Source organism: Streptomyces sp. NBC_01334 (assembly GCF_035983595.1).
In the GTDB taxonomy this organism is placed as follows: domain Bacteria; phylum Actinomycetota; class Actinomycetes; order Streptomycetales; family Streptomycetaceae; genus Streptomyces; species Streptomyces coriariae.
This window is the reverse complement of record NZ_CP130718.1, coordinates 9356467-9372495: the sequence shown is the minus strand read 5'-3', so window position 1 is coordinate 9372495 and position 16029 is coordinate 9356467. Positions and strand designations below refer to the sequence as shown.

Here is a 16029-nt window from a genome sequence, read left to right as displayed (position 1 = left end):
GGAGGCAGCGCCGAGGAGGCACCCGCTGCTACGCCTGCGGGCCGCGGTAGCGAGTTGCGGGGGTGGGCTGGTTGCCGCCGGTGAGCAGAGCGGACTCCGCGGCCAGCAGGTCTTCAAGGGCTGCGGCCTGGTTCTCCAGACCGGGTGTGCACACGGTCTCCCCCAGGCGCAGGCCGGCGAGGCTGGCCGAGGCGACGTCCTGCGGGGTCATCGCCCAGGGGATGTCGCGGCCGACGCCTTCGTTCCACTCCGTGGCCACGACGCCGGGCAGCAGCAGCTGCGTACGGATGGGCGTGTCGGCGAGCTCACCCGTGAGGGTCCGGGTGAAGGCGACGGTGGCGGCCTTCGCCGCCGCGTAGAGAGTGCGTCGTGGTGCGCGGGGATCGTTGAGGCCGCCGCTGAATGCCAGCAGCGAGGCCACCGTGATGATCGCGCCTTCTCCGGCGGCGAGCATTCCGGGAAGCGCGGCGCGGACCAGCTGAACGGGGGCCACGGCGTTGAGGGTGAGCAGGCGGTCGATGTCGGCGGGGTCGACGTCGACGAGCGGGGCGTAGCCGCCGGCGCCGGCGTTGCTGACCAGCAGGCGCACGTCCCCCGCGGCGAGACGGCCGGTGACAGCGGTGATGCCCTCGTGGGTGCCGAGATCGGCGGGCAGTACCTCCACGGCGGCACCCCGGGCGCGGAGCTCCTCTGCGAAGTCGCCGAGCCGGTCCGCGCGGCGCGCCACCAGGACGAGGTCGTGGTCTTCCGCCAGCAGACGGGCGTATTCGGCGCCGATGCCGGAGGAAGCTCCGGTGATGAGAGCGATCGTGCGAGTCATACGTCGAGCATGCCTCAACTGTTAGCTTAGTGTCAAACGCTTGATGGTTATGAAGTGTCGTACACTTTGCAGGTGATACGTGATGACGAGGAGCCTGTGGGGCTCGGCGCGCTTGACCGGGTGACCTGGGCATTGCGCCGCGCGGAACTGGCGGTGCAGACGCTCAAGGAACAGCGGCTGCGCCCGCTGGGCATGGCCGCCGCGCACTACACCCTGCTGATGTCGGTGCACAGCGAACCAGGTCTGGCCGGCGCCGAGTTGGCCCGCCGCCTCAACGTCACCCCTCAGGCCGTCGCCTCCCTCGTGGCACGCCTGGAGGGCCGCGGCCAGTTGGAGAGGCGCGAGCACCCTCGCCACCGGCACGTGCAGGAACTGCACCTCACCGACTCCGGGCGGGAGGCGCTGCGCGCGGCCGACCAGGTCATCGCTGACGTAGAGCGTCACATCACCGAGGGCCTGGGATCGGACCAGAGCGCGCAACTACGGACGCTGCTCGACCAGGTGAGCAAGACGGTGCGCAACGCCTGAGCTCGTCGGCCGGTCAAGGACAGGCTGGCGCGTCGGTGGCCCTGGCACGGCGCACGCCACGGTCCCCCGGCGGTCTCGGCGCGTCGTATGCCGCCGCCAGCGGGGTTCCAGCCGACCGCGGCACCGGTCGGCCCGCAGCGAAAGCAGCGACCACTCGCTCGAGGACCAGTCCACCGCCCTCGCCTCAAGGTCGACATCGGCACGGCGATCCCGTCCGTGCACGGTCGGTCCGTGCAGGGCGGCAGGGATCCTGAAGGGCGCGCCCTGCCGCCTGAAGCAGGTGGGTGCCGCAGCCTCCAGCGGTCCCCACCACCGCGAGCAACGGGGCAGAGCTTCTTCGCCCTCCGCTTCCGCCTCGGACGCTCCCTTCTCGCTTCTCACTGCGTCATGACGTCACGGGCACACCAGCGTCAGGACTCGTGCGTCGGCCGACCACGGCCATCCGAACGAAGTTGCCTGTGCAGTCAGGGGCCCGGTCACGGGACGAGGAGGATCTTCCCCGTCGTATGCCCGGTCATGATCTGCCGATGCGCGGCGGCGGCTTCGCGCAACGGATGGCTGGCGGCGATCAGGACGCGCAGTCGCCCGGCGCCCGCGGCCTCGGTGAGCTGCAGGCGCGCAGCGGCGCGGACTTCCGTGCCGGGGTCCGCGCCGGGCCCGCCGCCCAGGAGCCTGATGCCGGCTCGGGCCCCGCGTTCGAACGCCGCGACGGTCGCGATGCGGGACCGGTCCGCCACCAGCTCCACCGAGACGTCCACCGCCTCGTCGGTGCCCACCAGGTCGGCAGCCGCGTGGACTCCCTGCGGTGCTGCCGCGCGCACCCGGTCCGCCAGACCCGGCCCGTACGCGATCGGAATCGCCCCCAGGTCGCGCAGTACGTCGTGCTTGGCCGGGCTCGCCGTTCCCAGCACCCTGGCTCCGCGCTCGACGGCCAGTTGCACGGCCATCAGGCCGACGCCACCCGCCGCGCCGTGGACCAGCACCGAGTCGTCCTCGCGTAGGCCGATCGCTTCGAGAACGTGCACAGCGGTGACGCCCGTGACCATCAGTCCTCCGGCCTGCTCCCAGGAGAGAGCGGCGGGCTTGGGCACCACCGACGAGGCCGGGACGATGAGTTCGGCGGCGTACGCGCCGGGCGCTCGGTAGACGATCACCTCGTCGCCGATCTGGATCGGACCGGCGGGGCCGGTCGCGTCGGCACCGACAGCGGTCACCACACCGGCCGCTTCGGCACCGAGCCGCATCGGCAGGTTCGCCGGATCGGTTCCGAAGGCGCCGCTGTACATCTTGTGGTCGAAAGGGTTGACGCCGACGGCGCGGACCTCGATGCGCACCTGGCCCGGCCCGGGCTCCGCTACGGCGACATCGATCACCGACAGCACCTCGGGACCACCGTAAGCACGCGCTACTACTGCTTCGCTCATGTCAGGGAGAACGCGGTGCCGGAAGGTCCGATTCCCCATTGCGGTGACTTTTGGAGCGGAGCGCTCCGCTCCGATAGGTTGGGCAGCCGATCACCCGACGCGGGAGGACACATGAACGCCAGGCCACACCCACGTCCCTGGTGACCGGCGGCGGCCGGGGATTCGGCGCTGCTGGAACTCATGGGCACCCAAGGCGGGGCCGGATCGTGCATGTCTCCAGCACGGTGGCCGATGGTCCGCCTGCCCCGGGCATGGCCGCCCACGGCACCGCCGAGGCCGCCCTGAACACCTTCGCGCGCTTCGTCGCCCACGAGGCCGGTCCGCCCGGCGTCAACGTCGTGGCACCCGGCTACGTCCGCACCGAGATCAGCGCCCGCATGCCGCACGAGTTTCAGGGGCGGCTGGCGGACGACCCGCCCCTGGGGCGTGTCGCGGAGCCAGGACGTGGCTCGGGTGATCACGATGCTCGTCGGCGAGGAGGCCGCCTTCGTCACCGGCGAGGTGCTCACCGTCGACGGTGGGTACGGCGTGCACGCCGGTAGGGAAAGATACCTGTCCATGGGTGACACGCAGACCGGCAGACCGCGCGGCCGCCGGCGGGAGGCGGACCGCAATGACGCCCGCCTCATGCAGGCTGCGCGCGAAGTCTTCGCCGAGCTCGGCTGGGACGCCCCCGTCTCGGAGATCGCCCGCCGGGCCGGCATCGGCATGGGCAGCCTCTACCGCCGCTATCCCAGCAAGGAGCTGCTGGCCCAGCGGATGCGCGTCATGGGGATGGAACAGCTCATCGCCCAGGCCCGCACAGCCCTCGCCGAGGAGCCGGACCCTTGGGCGGCCTTCGCCCGCTTCCTGCGGAACGCGCTCTCGGCCCAGGGTGCAGTCGGTCCGCTGCTCCCGCTGGTGGGCGGCCGACTGCCGGCCACCGATGAGATCGTGGCCGCCTCCAGCCGGCTCCGGGCCGCCCTCGACGACCTGGTGGACGGCGCGCACCGCGCGGGCGTACTGCGCGCAGACTTCACTTCCGCCGACGTCCCCTTGCTGCTCGAACACCTCACCGCGCGGATCCCCGTCACCGACGAACGCGCCACCACGCTCCACCTGCGGTACCTGGACCTGGTCCTCGCCGGACTGCGCGCGTCGGCCACCGACGGGCCCACCGCGTTGCAGAGCCCGGCTCCGGACTGGGCAGAACTCAGCGAGCTGTGGAACGCCTCCGAAGGCTGAGCCCTGCGCTCCCATAATGAATGCAGCGCCCCCGTGCTTTTGCTTCGCCGTTCTGCGCTTTTCCTTCTCACTGAGGGATCGACCGGATCCCCGGCGCATTGCGTGCCGGGGAAATTTTCTTCCCCCTCACACCGCGCCCTTCCGATGCAATGCTTCGTCACGCGGCGCGCACGACATGCGACAAGCCGCGCGACCATGTGCCGTTTCAGGGCCTCCATCTGATGCGCCTCCGCAAGGAGAGAACTATGTCCGACTCCCCGAACATCGCCCTCATCCGCCGGCTCTACGAATCCGGAATGTCCCCGGAAGCAACCGCGGAGATCATGGCGCCGGACCTCATCTGGGACATCACCCCGGGCTTTCCGAACAGCGGCGTGTACCACGGCTGGGACAGTGCTGCGAAGGACTTCTTCGGCGCGATGATGCCGAATTACGAGTCCTTCGGCGCGGTGCCCGAGGAGTTCTACGCGGACGACCAAGGACACGTCTTCGTGTACGGGCATTACCACGCCGAGACGAAGACCGGGCACAAGGCCGACGTCCGCTTCATCCACCTCTGGACCATCCGCGACGGCAAGGCCGTACGGATGCAGCAGGCCGCCGACAGCCACGTCCTTCAGGAAGCCCTCAAGGGCTGACCCAGCACCGGGAGACCCTCATGGCGAAGATCCTCTTCGTGATCACCGCGTCCGACCACTGGACGCTGGCCGACGGAACCCGGCAGCCCGCCGGGTTCTGGGCCGAGGAAGCGCTCGGCCCGTACCAGGTCTTCAAGGAGGCCGGGTACGAGATCGCCGCCGCCACGCCGGCAGGCGTGGCGCCCACGGCGGACGCGCTCAGCCTCAGCCCGGAGTTCAACGGCGGCGAGGAAGGCGCCGAGCGCATGCGGAGCGCGCTGCGCGAGGCCACCGAGCTGGCACATCCGATGCGCATCGAGGACGTGAACATCGACGACTACGTCGCCGTGTTCTACCCCGGCGGCTGGGGCCCGATGGAGGACCTGCCCGACGACGCCGCGTCCGGCAAGCTGCTCACCGAATGGCTCGCCTCCGGCAAGCCGGTGTCCCTGGTGTGCCACGGCCCCGCGGCGCTCCTGGCCACCATCGGTGCGGACGGGACGTCCCCGTTCACCGGCTACCGCCTGACCGGCCTCTCCAACGCTGAGGAAGAGCAGAACGGTCTCGCGGACCGCGCGAAGTGGCTGCTGCAGGACCGCCTCGTCGGCGAGCTCAAGGCGGACTACCGCGAGGCCGAGCCGTTCACCCCGCACGTCGAGGTCGACCGCACCCTGTTCACCGGGCAGAACCCTGGCTCGGCGGTGGCACTGGCCCAGGAGCTGCTCAAGGCACTGGGCTGACGTCCCAGACGTCCCAGCGGTGCGCTCACTCGGCGGCCGGGTCGCGCTCAGCGCCGCGGCCTGGCCGCCGAGTCTCGTCACATGCGGATACAAACGTCGAAACGCATGATTCTCCCACGCTGGTCGAACGCAACGTAGGAAGAATCCTTCCCCCTCACAACGCCTGGCCTCTGTGCGACGCTGGGGATGATGAACCGCAAACCGCACCTGAACGAGCTGGGAGAGTTCCTCAAGGCCCGCCGTGCCGAGCTCAGCCCCGAGGAGGTCGGGCTGCGCGGCGGCCAACGGCGGCGTGTGCGCGGTCTGCGCCGCGAGGAAGTGGCCCTTCTGGCCGCGATCAGCACCGAGTACTACGCGCGGATCGAGCAGGGCCGTCTCCAGGCGTCGAGTCCCCTGCTGAACGAGATCGCCCAAGTGCTCCGCCTCAACGAGGACCAGCGCACCTACATGTTCGAGCTCGCGGCGAAGGAGACGGTGCGCACGCCCAGGGCAGGCGAGCGCCAGCAGGTGGACACCCAACTACGGCGCCTGCTGGACGATCTCACCGCCACTCCGGCGTTCGTGATCGGTCGGCGGACCGACATCCTGGCCTGGAACCAGCTCGCCGCCGCCCTGTGGACCGATTTCGGGCGCTACCCGGAGCAGGAGCGCGTGTTCGTCCGGCTGCTGTTCGCCGAACCCTGGATGCGCGAGCTGTACGCGGACTGGGAAGAGGTCACCCGTCTGGCCATCGCCCAGCTGCGCATGCAGAGTGCGCGCTACCCCGGCGACCAGCGCCTCACCGATCTGGTCGAGGAGCTCTCTGCCCGCGACGCGCAGTTCCGGCAGTGGTGGACCGAGCACGACGTCGCCACGCGGGGCAAGGGCACCAAGAAGCTTCGTCACCCAGTGGTCGGGGAGCTGACGCTCGACTGGGACACGCTCACCTGTGCCACGGATCCCGAGCAGCACATCATCGTGTGGACCGCAGCACCCGGTTCCCCTTCGCACGACGGGTTGCGTCTGCTGGCGTCCTGGGCAGCGGACCAGAAGCGGACGGCATCCGGCTCCTTCGGTTGAGCCCTTTCCCGAGATGAGCGCGGTCGGATTCGGAGGAAAGCCCTTCCCCTGTTCAGGGACCCGGACCGGGTACGCGCGGAAGTTCCCGACGCGTCGAGGGGCTCCTCGACGAGGCGCTGGTCGGCGCTCTCACCACTCGGGCGGTCCGGGGCGGCGGCCCCGTGGTGACGCTGCACGGGTCCCGGCTGGAGACGTCGTCTGTCGAGCCGATCGCCGTGTTCCGCCACGCTCGTCAGCTCGACCGGCTCCAGCAGCAGGTGGAGGAGGGCCGGATCACCCCTCCGGGCCGCGAAGACGTTTCCGGCGGAACGGGCCGCCGAGGCCCATCAGGTGCCGGCTGCCGGCGGGGTGCGAGGCCGGCTCGTCCTGACCTTCTGAGTGCCACTCAAGCTGTCACATCCCGTTCCGGCTCGTACGGATCGGCAGTCCATGACGCCAGGAGGCGCAGTCCGTCATGGGACGGCGTCCCGGGCTCCGCGGTCAGGATCACCAACTGCTGCGTGGGGTCGGCCGAGCAGGTCAGGCTGTCCCAGTCGAGCGTGAGGTCGCCGACGACCGGGTGGCGCAGCTTCTTGGTGCCCACCCGCAGGCCGGCCAGGTGGCGGCCTGCCCACCACTGCCGGAAGTCGGCGTCCGCCACCGACAACTCGCCGACGAGCGCCGTCAATCCGGGTGCCCCGGGGCGCCGGGCGGCCAGCAGGCGCAGTTGCGCGACGCAGCTCCGGGCGACCGTACTCCAGTCGACGTGGAGGTCGCGGAAGGCGGGCTCGGTGAAGAGCAGCCGGACGTAGTTGCGCCCTTTCTCCGGGACGCGATGGAAGTCGGTGAAGAGAGCGGACGCCAGAGAGTTCCAGGCCAGGATGTCCATGTGCCGGCCCAGGACCAGCGCGGGCGTCGCCGTCAGCTCGTCCAGAAGCCGCCCCAGTTGCGGCTGGATCTTCTGCGCCGGTCGGCGGGACGGCACGCAGTCTCCCCGTGCGGCCAGCTCGAACACGTGGTCCCGCTCAGCATCGTCAAGATGCAGAACCCTGACGAGCGTCGCGAGCACCGGCCTCGACACGGGGACACGCCCCTGTTCCAGACGCGCGTAGCAGTCGGTGCTGAGCCCCGCCAGCTGAGCGACCTCCTCACGGCGCAGGCCCGTCACCCTCCGAGATGCTCCGGACTCGGGCAGGCCCACGGTGCGCGGGCTGAGTCGGGCCCGGCACGCCTTGAGGAATTCCCCCAGTTCAACCAAAGGCGCTTTGCTGTACATAGCAGCCAGTGTGGCCGCATTCGATCGAAAGGTGAGGGGGAAGGATTTCTCCCAGGGTTGGGGTATTCAGGCTTGATTTCAACGACTGAGCGGCGTCCACGACGCGAGAACGCGCAGCCCTTCGTGCGAGGGAGTGTCGGGCTCAGCCGTCCAGACGACGATTTCCTGGTCGGGATCCGTGCCGCAGGCGAGGGTGTCCCGGTCCAGGACGAGTTCCCCGGCGACGGGATGGTGGAACTTCTCCCTGCCCATGCTGCGCGACGCCACGTGACGGCTCCCCCACCAGCGGCCGAAGTCCGTGTCATGCACGGAGAGCTCACCCACCAGCCCGGCCAGTCGCGGATCGTCCGGGTACGTGGTAGCCGCCATGCGCAGATGTGACACACACTCACGGGCGACGGTCCGCCAGTCCGCGTACAGCGTCCGCATGGCAGGGTCACTGAACAGGATGCGGACATAGTTCCGCTCCGTCTCCGGCACCTTCCCGAAATCGGTGAGCAGGACGGCTGCCAGGGAATTCCACGCCAGGATGTCCATGCGGCGACCGATCACCACGCTGGGGGTGGCGGTGAGATCGTCGAGCAGGCGACGCAGCTGCGGTTGCACCTTCTGTGCGGCCTGACGGCGCGGGCGAGTCGCCTGGCGACCGGCCAGCTCGAAGAGGTGGTCCCGCTGGTCGTTGTTCAGGTGCAGGACCCTGACGAGAGCCGCCAGCACCGGCGCGGACGGCTGTATACGCCCCTGCTCCAGCCGTGTGTAGTAGTCGGAGCTGATGGCCGCGAGCAGGGCGACCTCCTCCCTGCGCAGGCCGGGCACACGTCGCGGGCCACCAGTCTCGGGCAGACCGACGGTGCGTGGACTCAACTCGGCCCGCCGCTCCTTGAGAAATTCTCCCAGCTCGTTCACATGCGCGTCGCTGGTCATGCCGGCCAGTCTCGCACCGCCCCGTCCTGACGAGGGGGGGAAGGATTCTTCCCTGGATAAGCCTTGCCCGGGGTGGAATTCTCCCCATTGCGGCCTCACGCGATGGTGGCAGGGTCGAGACGAGGTCGGCGAGCGCCGTCGGCGAAGACAGCGAGGACCGATGTCACGTCCCCCGGTCACCACGCCCGGTGGTCTGGCCCAGAGCGGCTTCGCCGTCCCTTCCTTCCACACTGCCCACCGGGGCGCGAGGACGTCGGCCCCGACCGCATCGGTGTGCTCGGCTCTCTGACGTTCTTCGGTGAGCACCCGCACATGAACCAGCTCCCGGCCGCAGGCCGGGCCACCCGAATCCCTGAACACACAAGGAGCACCACCCCATGACCGAGCGGAAGAAGTTCGCACCGCCGGCGATCCAGGAGTTCGCCCCGAAGCTTGCCGAGGTGACCGACACGGTCCTGTTCGGTGACATCTGGGAGCGACCGGGTCTGTCCCCGCGAGACCGCAGCCTGGTCACCGTCACCGCTCTGGCCGCCCTGTACCGCAACGACCAGCTCGGCTTCCACCTCGGCAAGGCGCTGGAGAACGGCGTGACCAAGGACGAGCTGGTGGAGGCCCTCACCCATCTGGCCTTCTACGCCGGATGGCCCAACGCGATGACTGCGGTGACCGAGCTCAAGGCGATCGTGGAGAAGTCGCAGCAGTCGGGCTGAGGTACCGCTCCCATCAAGGGAAAGACACACCATGGAACTGCTGAAGCTGCCCGCCGAATGGTTCACCGGCGACGCCTACGCCGACGTGATCCACCGTGGCGAGGAGCCCTCTCGGATGCGGGCCAACATGGTCCGTTTCACTCCTGGCGCCCGCACCGCCTGGCACTCCCACGGCCTGGGCCAGACCCTCTGCGTCGTCGAGGGCATCGCACTGGTGCAGTCCCGTGGCGGCAACATCATCGAGGCCGACCCCGGAGACGTCCTCCACACGCCTCCGGGTGAGCAGCACCGGCACGGTGCCACGCCCGACCAGTTCATGACCCACCTCGCCCTGTGGGAGACGGACGACGCCACCCGGCTCGAGCACGTCTCGGACGACGAGTACAACGGACCGCGCGCCAACGCCCGTACCCGCCCCTGACACCACGCCAGATCCGACGCGACCTGAGAGAGCATCATGCGAGCCACCATCATCCACGCGCCTGGTGACATCCGGGTGGAGAACGTCCCCGAACCGAAGATCGTCGCACCGACGGACGCCGTCATCCGTACCGTCGCCACCTGCGTGTGCGGCTCCGACCTGTGGAGCTACCGGGGCATCAACCCAGTCACCGAGCCGCAGCCGATCGGCCACGAGTACGTCGGCATCGTCGAGGAGGTCGGCAGCGACGTATCCAATGTCAGGCCCGGTCAGTTCGTCATCGGCTCCTTCATCGCCTCCGACAACACCTGCCCGGTCTGCCGGGCCGGCTACCACACCTCCTGCCGGCACCGTGACTTCCCCAACGGCTGCCAGGCCGAATACGTCCGCATCCCCCTCGCCGACGGCACCCTCGTCGCCACCCCGGAGCAGCCGGCCTCAGAGCTGGTCCCGAGTCTGCTGGCCCTCTCCGACGTCATGGGCACCGGCTGGTACGCCGCCAAGGCGGCCGAGGTCGGGCCGGGTTCGACGGCCGTGGTCGTGGGTGACGGTGCTGTGGGCCTGTGCGGTGTCATCGCGGCGAAGGAACTGGGCGCCGAACGCATCATCGCCATGAGCCGGCACGCACCCCGGCAGAAGCTGGCCCTGGAGTTCGGTGCCACCGACATCGTCACCGAGCGCGGCGAGGAGGGCGTCGCCCGCGTCAAGGAGCTGACGAACGGCGTAGGCGCCGACTCGGTTTTGGAGTGCGTCGGCACCCAGGAGTCGATGCACCAGGCCCTGCAGTCCGCACGCCCGGGTGGCAACGTCGGCTTCGTCGGCATGCCTCACGGCGTGCAGATCGACGGCCAGGAACTCTTCTTCTCCCACGTCGGTCTACGCGGCGGCCCTGCGCCCGTGCGCGCCTACCTTCCCGACCTGATCGACCGCGTCGTCAGCGGCCGTATCGACCCGGGCAAGGTCTTCGACCTCACCCTGCCCCTGGACGAGGTCGCCGAAGGCTACAAGGCCATGGACGAGCGCCGCGCCATCAAGGCGCTGCTGCGTCCGTGACATGAAGCCCGGCGGTGGTGGGTGCAGGATGAGCCGCGCCCACCACCGCCGCCACCACCGAGCGGTGAGCGCCCGCCCACCGCAGCCCAGCAGAAACGGACCGACCGCCATGACCAGCGAGGCGATTGCCACCGTCGAGGCGTACGTCAAGGCGCTCGGTACGCGCGACATGGAACGGATCCTCCCCCACTTCGCTCCAAATGCCACCTGGACGATCCCCGGTGATCCGGCCCTGACGCCATGGGCTGGGCGCCGCAGCGGGCCGGAGGAGATCCGGCAGTCTCTCGCCGCGTTCTTCGCGGCCGTCGAGCCGCTCGCATTTGAGCTGCGCTCCTTGGTGGAGACCGACGGACGGGTGCTGGTACCGGGCCGGTACGCCTCCCGGTTCCATCCCTCGGGGCAGGTGCTCGAAAGCGAGATGATCCTGCGCTTCACCATCGCCGACGGCCGGATCACCGACTATCGCGTATTCGAGGACTCGCTCGGCATCACCCGTAGCTACCTCGGTGCGCCTCTCACTCCAGGTCCGGCCTGACCGAAGGTCTTCCGAAACCCCTCGACAGCAACACATCGGTACATACGCCTTCCTCGGTCTCAGGAGCCCCCCGCATGTCCGTTCGGCGCCCTGCCGGCAGCCCATGGCGACATCCCGCACAGCCTGCGCGAAAGCCTGACCATCACCGCGGTCATGGCCTTCGTCGGTGTTGCGGCGAATCTCTTCCGGAGGCCGGCCCGACGACCCTGACGAGCTTCCTCGCGTACTCACCGGATCAAGGAGATCGGAGACACACCGATGACGGCATGGACGAGCGATGACCTCAACCGCATCGCCACCGCTGACGAGTTGGAGATGGCACCGCTCAGGCGCAACGGCACTCTGTGGAGGCCGGTGCCGATCTGGGTCGTCCGCGACGGTGACGACCTTTACGTCCGCTCCTTCCGAGGCACGGACGGCGGCTGGTGGCGTACGGCCCGTGCGAGCTACGAGGGGCACATCCGCTCCGGCGGAGTCGCCAAGGCCGTCACCTTCGTGGAGGTGCAGGACGACGAGATCAACGACCGTATCGACACGGCGTACCGCACCAAGTACGGCCGCTTCGGCGGCGCCTACGTCGACCCCATGGTCGCCGCACGCTCCACGACGCTGCGGCTGATCCCGCGATGAGCAGGACGATCCCCGCGGAAGCCGCTGAACCCCCACGAACAGCTGGTCCAGCACTGGAGTAAGCCCCATGCTCGGTCTTGAACTCGTCGTCGTCCTGGGCGCGGCCGTGCTGCTGGGCAATGCCCTGGGGCAGCGCTTCGGTGTAGCGCCGCCCGTCGTCCTACTGATGGTGGGCACCCTCATCGGGCTCGTGCCGGCCGTCCGCCAAACCCAACTCCCGCCCGAAGTCGTGCTATTGCTCTTCCTCCCCGTGCTGCTGTACTGGGAGAGCCTGACGACGTCCATGCGGGAGATCCGTTCGAACCTGCGCGGCATCGTCCTGCTCAGCACGGTCCTGGTGATCCTCACGGCGTGGGCCGTCGCGGCCGCCGGGCACGTGCTGGGACTGCCGTGGGGGCCGGCGTGGGTTCTGGGCGCGGCCGTGGCGCCCACCGACGCGACCGCGGTCGGCGCGCTGGCCGGTTCCCTGCCGCGCCGTGAGGTCACCGTGCTCCGGGCGGAGAGCCTCGTCAACGACGGCACGGCGCTGGTCGTCTACGGGCTGGCGGTCGGCATCACCGTCGGCGAGGAGCACCTCACCCTTGCGCACGTCGGAGCGCTGTTCCTGCTGGCGTACGGCGGCGGGGCCGCGGTCGGGATGGCGGTCGCCTGGGTCAACATGAACCTCCGGCGCCGCCTGGACGATCCCCTGCTGGGCAATCTCGTCATGATCCTGGCACCGTTCACGGCCTATCTGCTCGCCGAACTGATCCACGCCTCGGGTGTTCTCGCGGTCGTCGTGAGCGGACTGATCATGGCTCAGGTGGCTCCGAGCCTGATCCGGGCCGAGCACAGACGCCAGGCGTTGGCGTTCTGGCCGCTGGCGACCTTCATCATCAACGGCGCCCTGTTCGTCCTGGTCGGAGTGGAACTCCAATACGCGTTCCGCCACTTGAGCCGCGCAGATCTGCGGGATGCACTGATCGCCGTCGGTGTCGTCAGCCTGGTGCTGGTCCTCGTCCGGTTCGCGTTCCTGTTCTCCTCCGCCTACCTGATCCGCCTGATCGACCGACGTCCACAGCAGCGGCTGCGGAGGATCAGTCACCGGGCACGCACCGTCAGCGGCTTCGCCGGCTTCCGGGGCGCGGTGTCGCTGGCCGTGGCGCTCTCCGTGCCGGAGACCGTCGACTCGGGCGCACCCTTCCCCGACCGCGCCTTCATCGTCTTCGTCACCTCCGGCGTCATCGTGGTGACCCTCGTCGTGCAGGGACTGCTGCTGCCGGGCGTGGTGCGCTGGGCCCGGCTGCCCCGCGACACCTCCGTCGACGAGGAACAGACCCTCGCCGAGACCGCGGCAACCGAGGAAGCCGTCGAGGCGCTCCCGGAACTCGCCGCCGAACTGGGCACCACTCCCAAGGTCACGGAGTGGCTGCGCCAGGAGTACGAGGCCCACCTGGCGACCGTACGGGCCGAAGGCGCCGGCACCGACGAGGATCCCGCACTGCTCCACAACCGCCACTACACCGACCTCCGCCTCGCCCTCATCGCCCACAAGCGTGCAACCGTCGTCCGCCTGCGCGACGAACAGCGGATCGACGACACCGTGCTGCGCCGCCTCCAGACCGCCCTGGACTACGAAGAGGTGCGGCTGGCCGGACGCGAGCAGGTGGAGTGAGCCGAGCCGGACGACACCACACGCCAGAAGGGACCTCCCGTCATGTCCACCGGCCTGATCGACGTCCACGCCCATCTCCTCCCCGACTTCTACGTCCAGCAGGCGACGGCAGCCGGCCACGGCCACCCCGACGGCATGGACGGCTGGCCGTCATGGTCCGTGCAAGCCCACCTGGGCCTGATGGACCGCAACGGCATCGAGACCGCGATGCTGTCCATGTCATCACCCGGCGTGCACTTCGGCGACGACAAGGCGGCCCGCCTCCTCGCCCGCCGCGTCAACGAGTACACCGCCGAACTGGCCCGGGGCCACCCGGGTCGCTTCGGCACCTTCGCCTCGCTGCCCCTTCCCGACGTGGGCGGATCCTTGGAGGAGATCGCCTTCGCCTTCGACGGACTCGACGCCGACGGCGTGGCCCTGCTGACCCACACGCACGGGGTCTATTTGGGCGACCAGCGCCTGGAGCCGGTCTTCGCCGAACTCGACCGCCGCCAGGCCGTCGTCTTCCTGCACCCCACCTCACCGCTGTGCTGGGAAGTGTCCGCACTCGGCAGACCGCGGCCGATGGTCGAGTACATCTTCGACACGGCCCGTACCGTCACCGACATGGTGATGGCGGGCGTCCTGACACGTCACCCGAACATCAAGGTGATCGTCCCGCACTGCGGCGGTGCGGTGCCCGTCCTCGCTGATCGCATCAACGAGTTCATGAGCCTGTTCCTGCAGTCGCAGCAGCCGCCGCCGTTGGACGCGGTGCAGCAACTGCGCGGTCTGTACTACGACATGGCGGGCACCGCTTTCCCACGCCACGTGCCGGCGCTGTTGAAGCTCGTCGACCCGGACCGCGTGCTCTTCGGCAGTGACTACTGCTGGACGCCGTCCCCGCTGGCCGACGCGCACATCGCGGCGATCGACGCCGCCGAGCCGCCGGCGGAAGGCGGCACGTGGCGGTCACTCACGACGGCAAACGCCAAGCGTGTCTTCCAGAGCGCCTCGTGACGAACCATGGCAAGCCGCGTGCCGACGCGGTCATGAAGACTGCGCCGCCGGTTCCGTCGGCGAACCACGTCTCCAGGGCCCAGGTCCGATGTGCCTGCTCGGCGAAGGCGTCACACGGCGGCGCCGTCCAGTCCCTCAGGCGTCCTCTCGATCGTGGACGCCAGAGAGCGCAGAGCCTCGTGAGCGGGGCTTCCTGGCTCAGCGGTCCACACGACGAGCTGTTGCTCGGGATCTTCGGCGCACATGAAGGTGGACCGCTCGAGGGCCAGGTCGCCGACCACGGGATGCCGGAGCAGCCTCGTACCGCCGGCCCGCACGGCGACATCGTGCGAGGTCCACCACAGGCGGAAATGCGCATCCAGCGCGGAGAGCTCCTCGACGAGGGCAGTCAGTCGAGGGTCATCAGGGTTCCGCCTGCTGTCCATGCGCAGGTGGGACAGGGCCAGGCGAGCCATGTCCTCCCAGTCCCGGTACAGCACGCGGATGGCGGGCTCGGTGAACACCAGGCGCACGTAGTTCCGCTGTTCCTCCGGGACCTGTCCGAAGTCCATCACCAGGGCGGCGGCCATGGCGTTCCACGCCAGCAGGTCCGTGTTGTGTCCGATGACGAAGCCCGCGGTCAGGGAGAGGTCCTCGAGCAGGTGCCGCATCTGCGGCTGGACTCGTTGGCGAACGCTCCGGCTGACAATGGGCGAGGCCGTCTTCCCTGCGAGGGTCAGGAGGTACTCGCGCTGATCGCCGTCGAGGCGGAGCACCTGTGCGAGCACGTCGAGTACGGCCGTCGACGCCTGGACACGTCCCTGCTCGAGCCGGGTGTAGTAGTCGGTGCTGATCGCGGCCATCTGAGCGACTTCCTCACGCCGCAGGCCGGGAACACGCCGGAGCTCACCGTTGTCGGGCAGCCCGGCCTTGTCCGGACTCAGCTGGGCACGGCGCGCCTTGAGGAAGGCCCCCAGTTCCTCCAGGCTCGGATCGCGTCGCACACCCACAGCTTCGCACCTTGCCGCGATCCCGCGCCCCAAACGCCCCTTCACCACCAACCCCGTCCTCATCCGGAGGTCGAGACGCCGGGCGAAGGGCACGGGGTGCCCCCCGTCATCGCCGAGGGGCCCGCAAGCACCCCCCTGAGCAAGATCTCCCTGGGGGCGGCCAACGGTTGCCCCCAGCGGCCGGCTCGCTGGTCATGCCCCGACCACGGCTGTGGTGCTGGAAAGCGGCACGCCTCGGCACGCCGGCACCGCCAGCGGTGTGTCCGAACGGGCGGGCGGGGCGGCGCCCAGGCCGCCGACGCTTTCGGCACCCTGCTCGCCCGCCCGCTCCAGAGCTGGGGCGGGGATGCTCAGTGCAGGACGTCGTCCTTGGCCTCGCGGTACTCGATCAAGCTGCCGTCCTTCGAGGTGGTTGTACGTCATCGTCATCACTGCTTCTCAATCTGG

The 16029-nt window shown here is 69.5% G+C and carries 18 protein-coding genes; 13 read left to right on the top strand and 5 right to left on the bottom strand.

From position 1 onward, the window contains the following. Window positions 1–28: 28 nt before the first annotated feature. Window positions 29–820: an SDR family NAD(P)-dependent oxidoreductase gene (locus OG736_RS41625; protein ID WP_327187086.1), complete on the bottom strand. Its 792-nt coding sequence runs from the start codon at window positions 818–820 to the stop codon at window positions 29–31. A gap of 72 nt (window positions 821–892) precedes the next feature. Between OG736_RS41625 and OG736_RS41620 the strand changes: the two genes are divergently transcribed. Beyond that, window positions 893–1348 carry a MarR family winged helix-turn-helix transcriptional regulator gene (locus OG736_RS41620; RefSeq protein WP_327187085.1) on the top strand — a complete coding sequence of 152 codons (456 nt, stop codon included), beginning with the start codon at window positions 893–895 and terminating at the stop codon, window positions 1346–1348. A 476-nt stretch (window positions 1349–1824) separates the two neighbouring features. On the opposite strand, the gene OG736_RS41615 is transcribed toward OG736_RS41620, so the two are convergent. Beyond that, a complete protein-coding gene (locus OG736_RS41615) occupies window positions 1825–2772 on the bottom strand; it encodes a quinone oxidoreductase family protein (RefSeq protein WP_327187084.1) in 948 nt (315 codons plus the stop codon). A gap of 251 nt (window positions 2773–3023) precedes the next feature. On the opposite strand from OG736_RS41615, the gene OG736_RS41610 reads away from it, so the two are divergent. The 5 genes from OG736_RS41610 to OG736_RS41590 all read left to right on the top strand — a co-directional run bounded on the left by OG736_RS41610 (window position 3024) and on the right by OG736_RS41590 (window position 6412). After that, window positions 3024–3314, top strand: coding sequence for an SDR family oxidoreductase (locus tag OG736_RS41610; protein ID WP_327187857.1), 291 nt, complete (start codon window positions 3024–3026; stop codon window positions 3312–3314). Continuing rightward, on the top strand, window positions 3217–3996 hold the full coding sequence (locus OG736_RS41605; RefSeq protein ID WP_327187083.1) for a TetR/AcrR family transcriptional regulator: 780 nt from the start codon (window positions 3217–3219) through the stop codon (window positions 3994–3996). The genes OG736_RS41610 and OG736_RS41605 overlap by 98 nt, the downstream gene beginning before the upstream one ends. 245 nt (window positions 3997–4241) lie before the next feature. Further along, window positions 4242–4634 (top strand): nuclear transport factor 2 family protein, encoded by a 393-nt coding sequence (locus OG736_RS41600; RefSeq protein ID WP_327187082.1) that lies wholly within the window; start codon window positions 4242–4244, stop codon window positions 4632–4634. Window positions 4635–4654: 20 nt separating this feature from the next. Then, complete coding sequence (locus OG736_RS41595; protein ID WP_327187081.1) at window positions 4655–5353, top strand: type 1 glutamine amidotransferase domain-containing protein; 699 nt, start codon at window positions 4655–4657, stop codon at window positions 5351–5353. Between the two features lie 189 nt (window positions 5354–5542). After that, on the top strand, window positions 5543–6412 hold the full coding sequence (locus tag OG736_RS41590) for a helix-turn-helix domain-containing protein (protein ID WP_327187080.1): 870 nt from the start codon (window positions 5543–5545) through the stop codon (window positions 6410–6412). A gap of 385 nt (window positions 6413–6797) precedes the next feature. Here OG736_RS41590 and OG736_RS41585 read toward each other — a convergent pair whose 3' ends face one another. Both OG736_RS41585 and OG736_RS41580 read right to left on the bottom strand, forming a co-directional pair. Continuing rightward, on the bottom strand, window positions 6798–7667 hold the full coding sequence (locus OG736_RS41585; protein ID WP_327187079.1) for a helix-turn-helix transcriptional regulator: 870 nt from the start codon (window positions 7665–7667) through the stop codon (window positions 6798–6800). Between the two features lie 78 nt (window positions 7668–7745). Further along, window positions 7746–8591, bottom strand: a complete 846-nt coding sequence (locus tag OG736_RS41580) for a helix-turn-helix domain-containing protein (RefSeq protein WP_327187078.1) — start codon at window positions 8589–8591, stop codon at window positions 7746–7748. A gap of 377 nt (window positions 8592–8968) precedes the next feature. Between OG736_RS41580 and OG736_RS41575 the strand changes: the two genes are divergently transcribed. The 7 genes from OG736_RS41575 to OG736_RS41545 all read left to right on the top strand — a co-directional run bounded on the left by OG736_RS41575 (window position 8969) and on the right by OG736_RS41545 (window position 14593). Next, window positions 8969–9301: a carboxymuconolactone decarboxylase family protein gene (locus tag OG736_RS41575; RefSeq protein WP_327187077.1), complete on the top strand. Its 333-nt coding sequence runs from the start codon at window positions 8969–8971 to the stop codon at window positions 9299–9301. A 31-nt stretch (window positions 9302–9332) separates the two neighbouring features. Beyond that, entirely contained in the window at window positions 9333–9722 is a 390-nt protein-coding gene (locus tag OG736_RS41570) for a (R)-mandelonitrile lyase (RefSeq protein WP_327187076.1), read from the top strand. A 36-nt stretch (window positions 9723–9758) separates the two neighbouring features. Next, the gene (locus OG736_RS41565) at window positions 9759–10775 is read left to right on the top strand and encodes a zinc-dependent alcohol dehydrogenase family protein (protein ID WP_327187075.1); all 1017 of its coding nucleotides are present in this window, start codon (window positions 9759–9761) and stop codon (window positions 10773–10775) included. 109 nt (window positions 10776–10884) lie between these two features. Next, window positions 10885–11310 (top strand): nuclear transport factor 2 family protein, encoded by a 426-nt coding sequence (locus tag OG736_RS41560; protein WP_327187074.1) that lies wholly within the window; start codon window positions 10885–10887, stop codon window positions 11308–11310. A gap of 258 nt (window positions 11311–11568) precedes the next feature. Beyond that, entirely contained in the window at window positions 11569–11940 is a 372-nt protein-coding gene (locus OG736_RS41555) for a DUF2255 family protein (RefSeq protein ID WP_327187073.1), read from the top strand. 67 nt (window positions 11941–12007) lie between these two features. Further along, window positions 12008–13594, top strand: a complete 1587-nt coding sequence (locus OG736_RS41550) for a Na+/H+ antiporter (protein ID WP_327187072.1) — start codon at window positions 12008–12010, stop codon at window positions 13592–13594. Between the two features lie 42 nt (window positions 13595–13636). Beyond that, window positions 13637–14593, top strand: coding sequence for an amidohydrolase family protein (locus OG736_RS41545; protein WP_327187071.1), 957 nt, complete (start codon window positions 13637–13639; stop codon window positions 14591–14593). 110 nt (window positions 14594–14703) lie between these two features. Here OG736_RS41545 and OG736_RS41540 read toward each other — a convergent pair whose 3' ends face one another. After that, window positions 14704–15576, bottom strand: coding sequence for a helix-turn-helix domain-containing protein (locus OG736_RS41540; protein WP_327187856.1), 873 nt, complete (start codon window positions 15574–15576; stop codon window positions 14704–14706). Window positions 15577–16029: the final 453 nt, after the last annotated feature.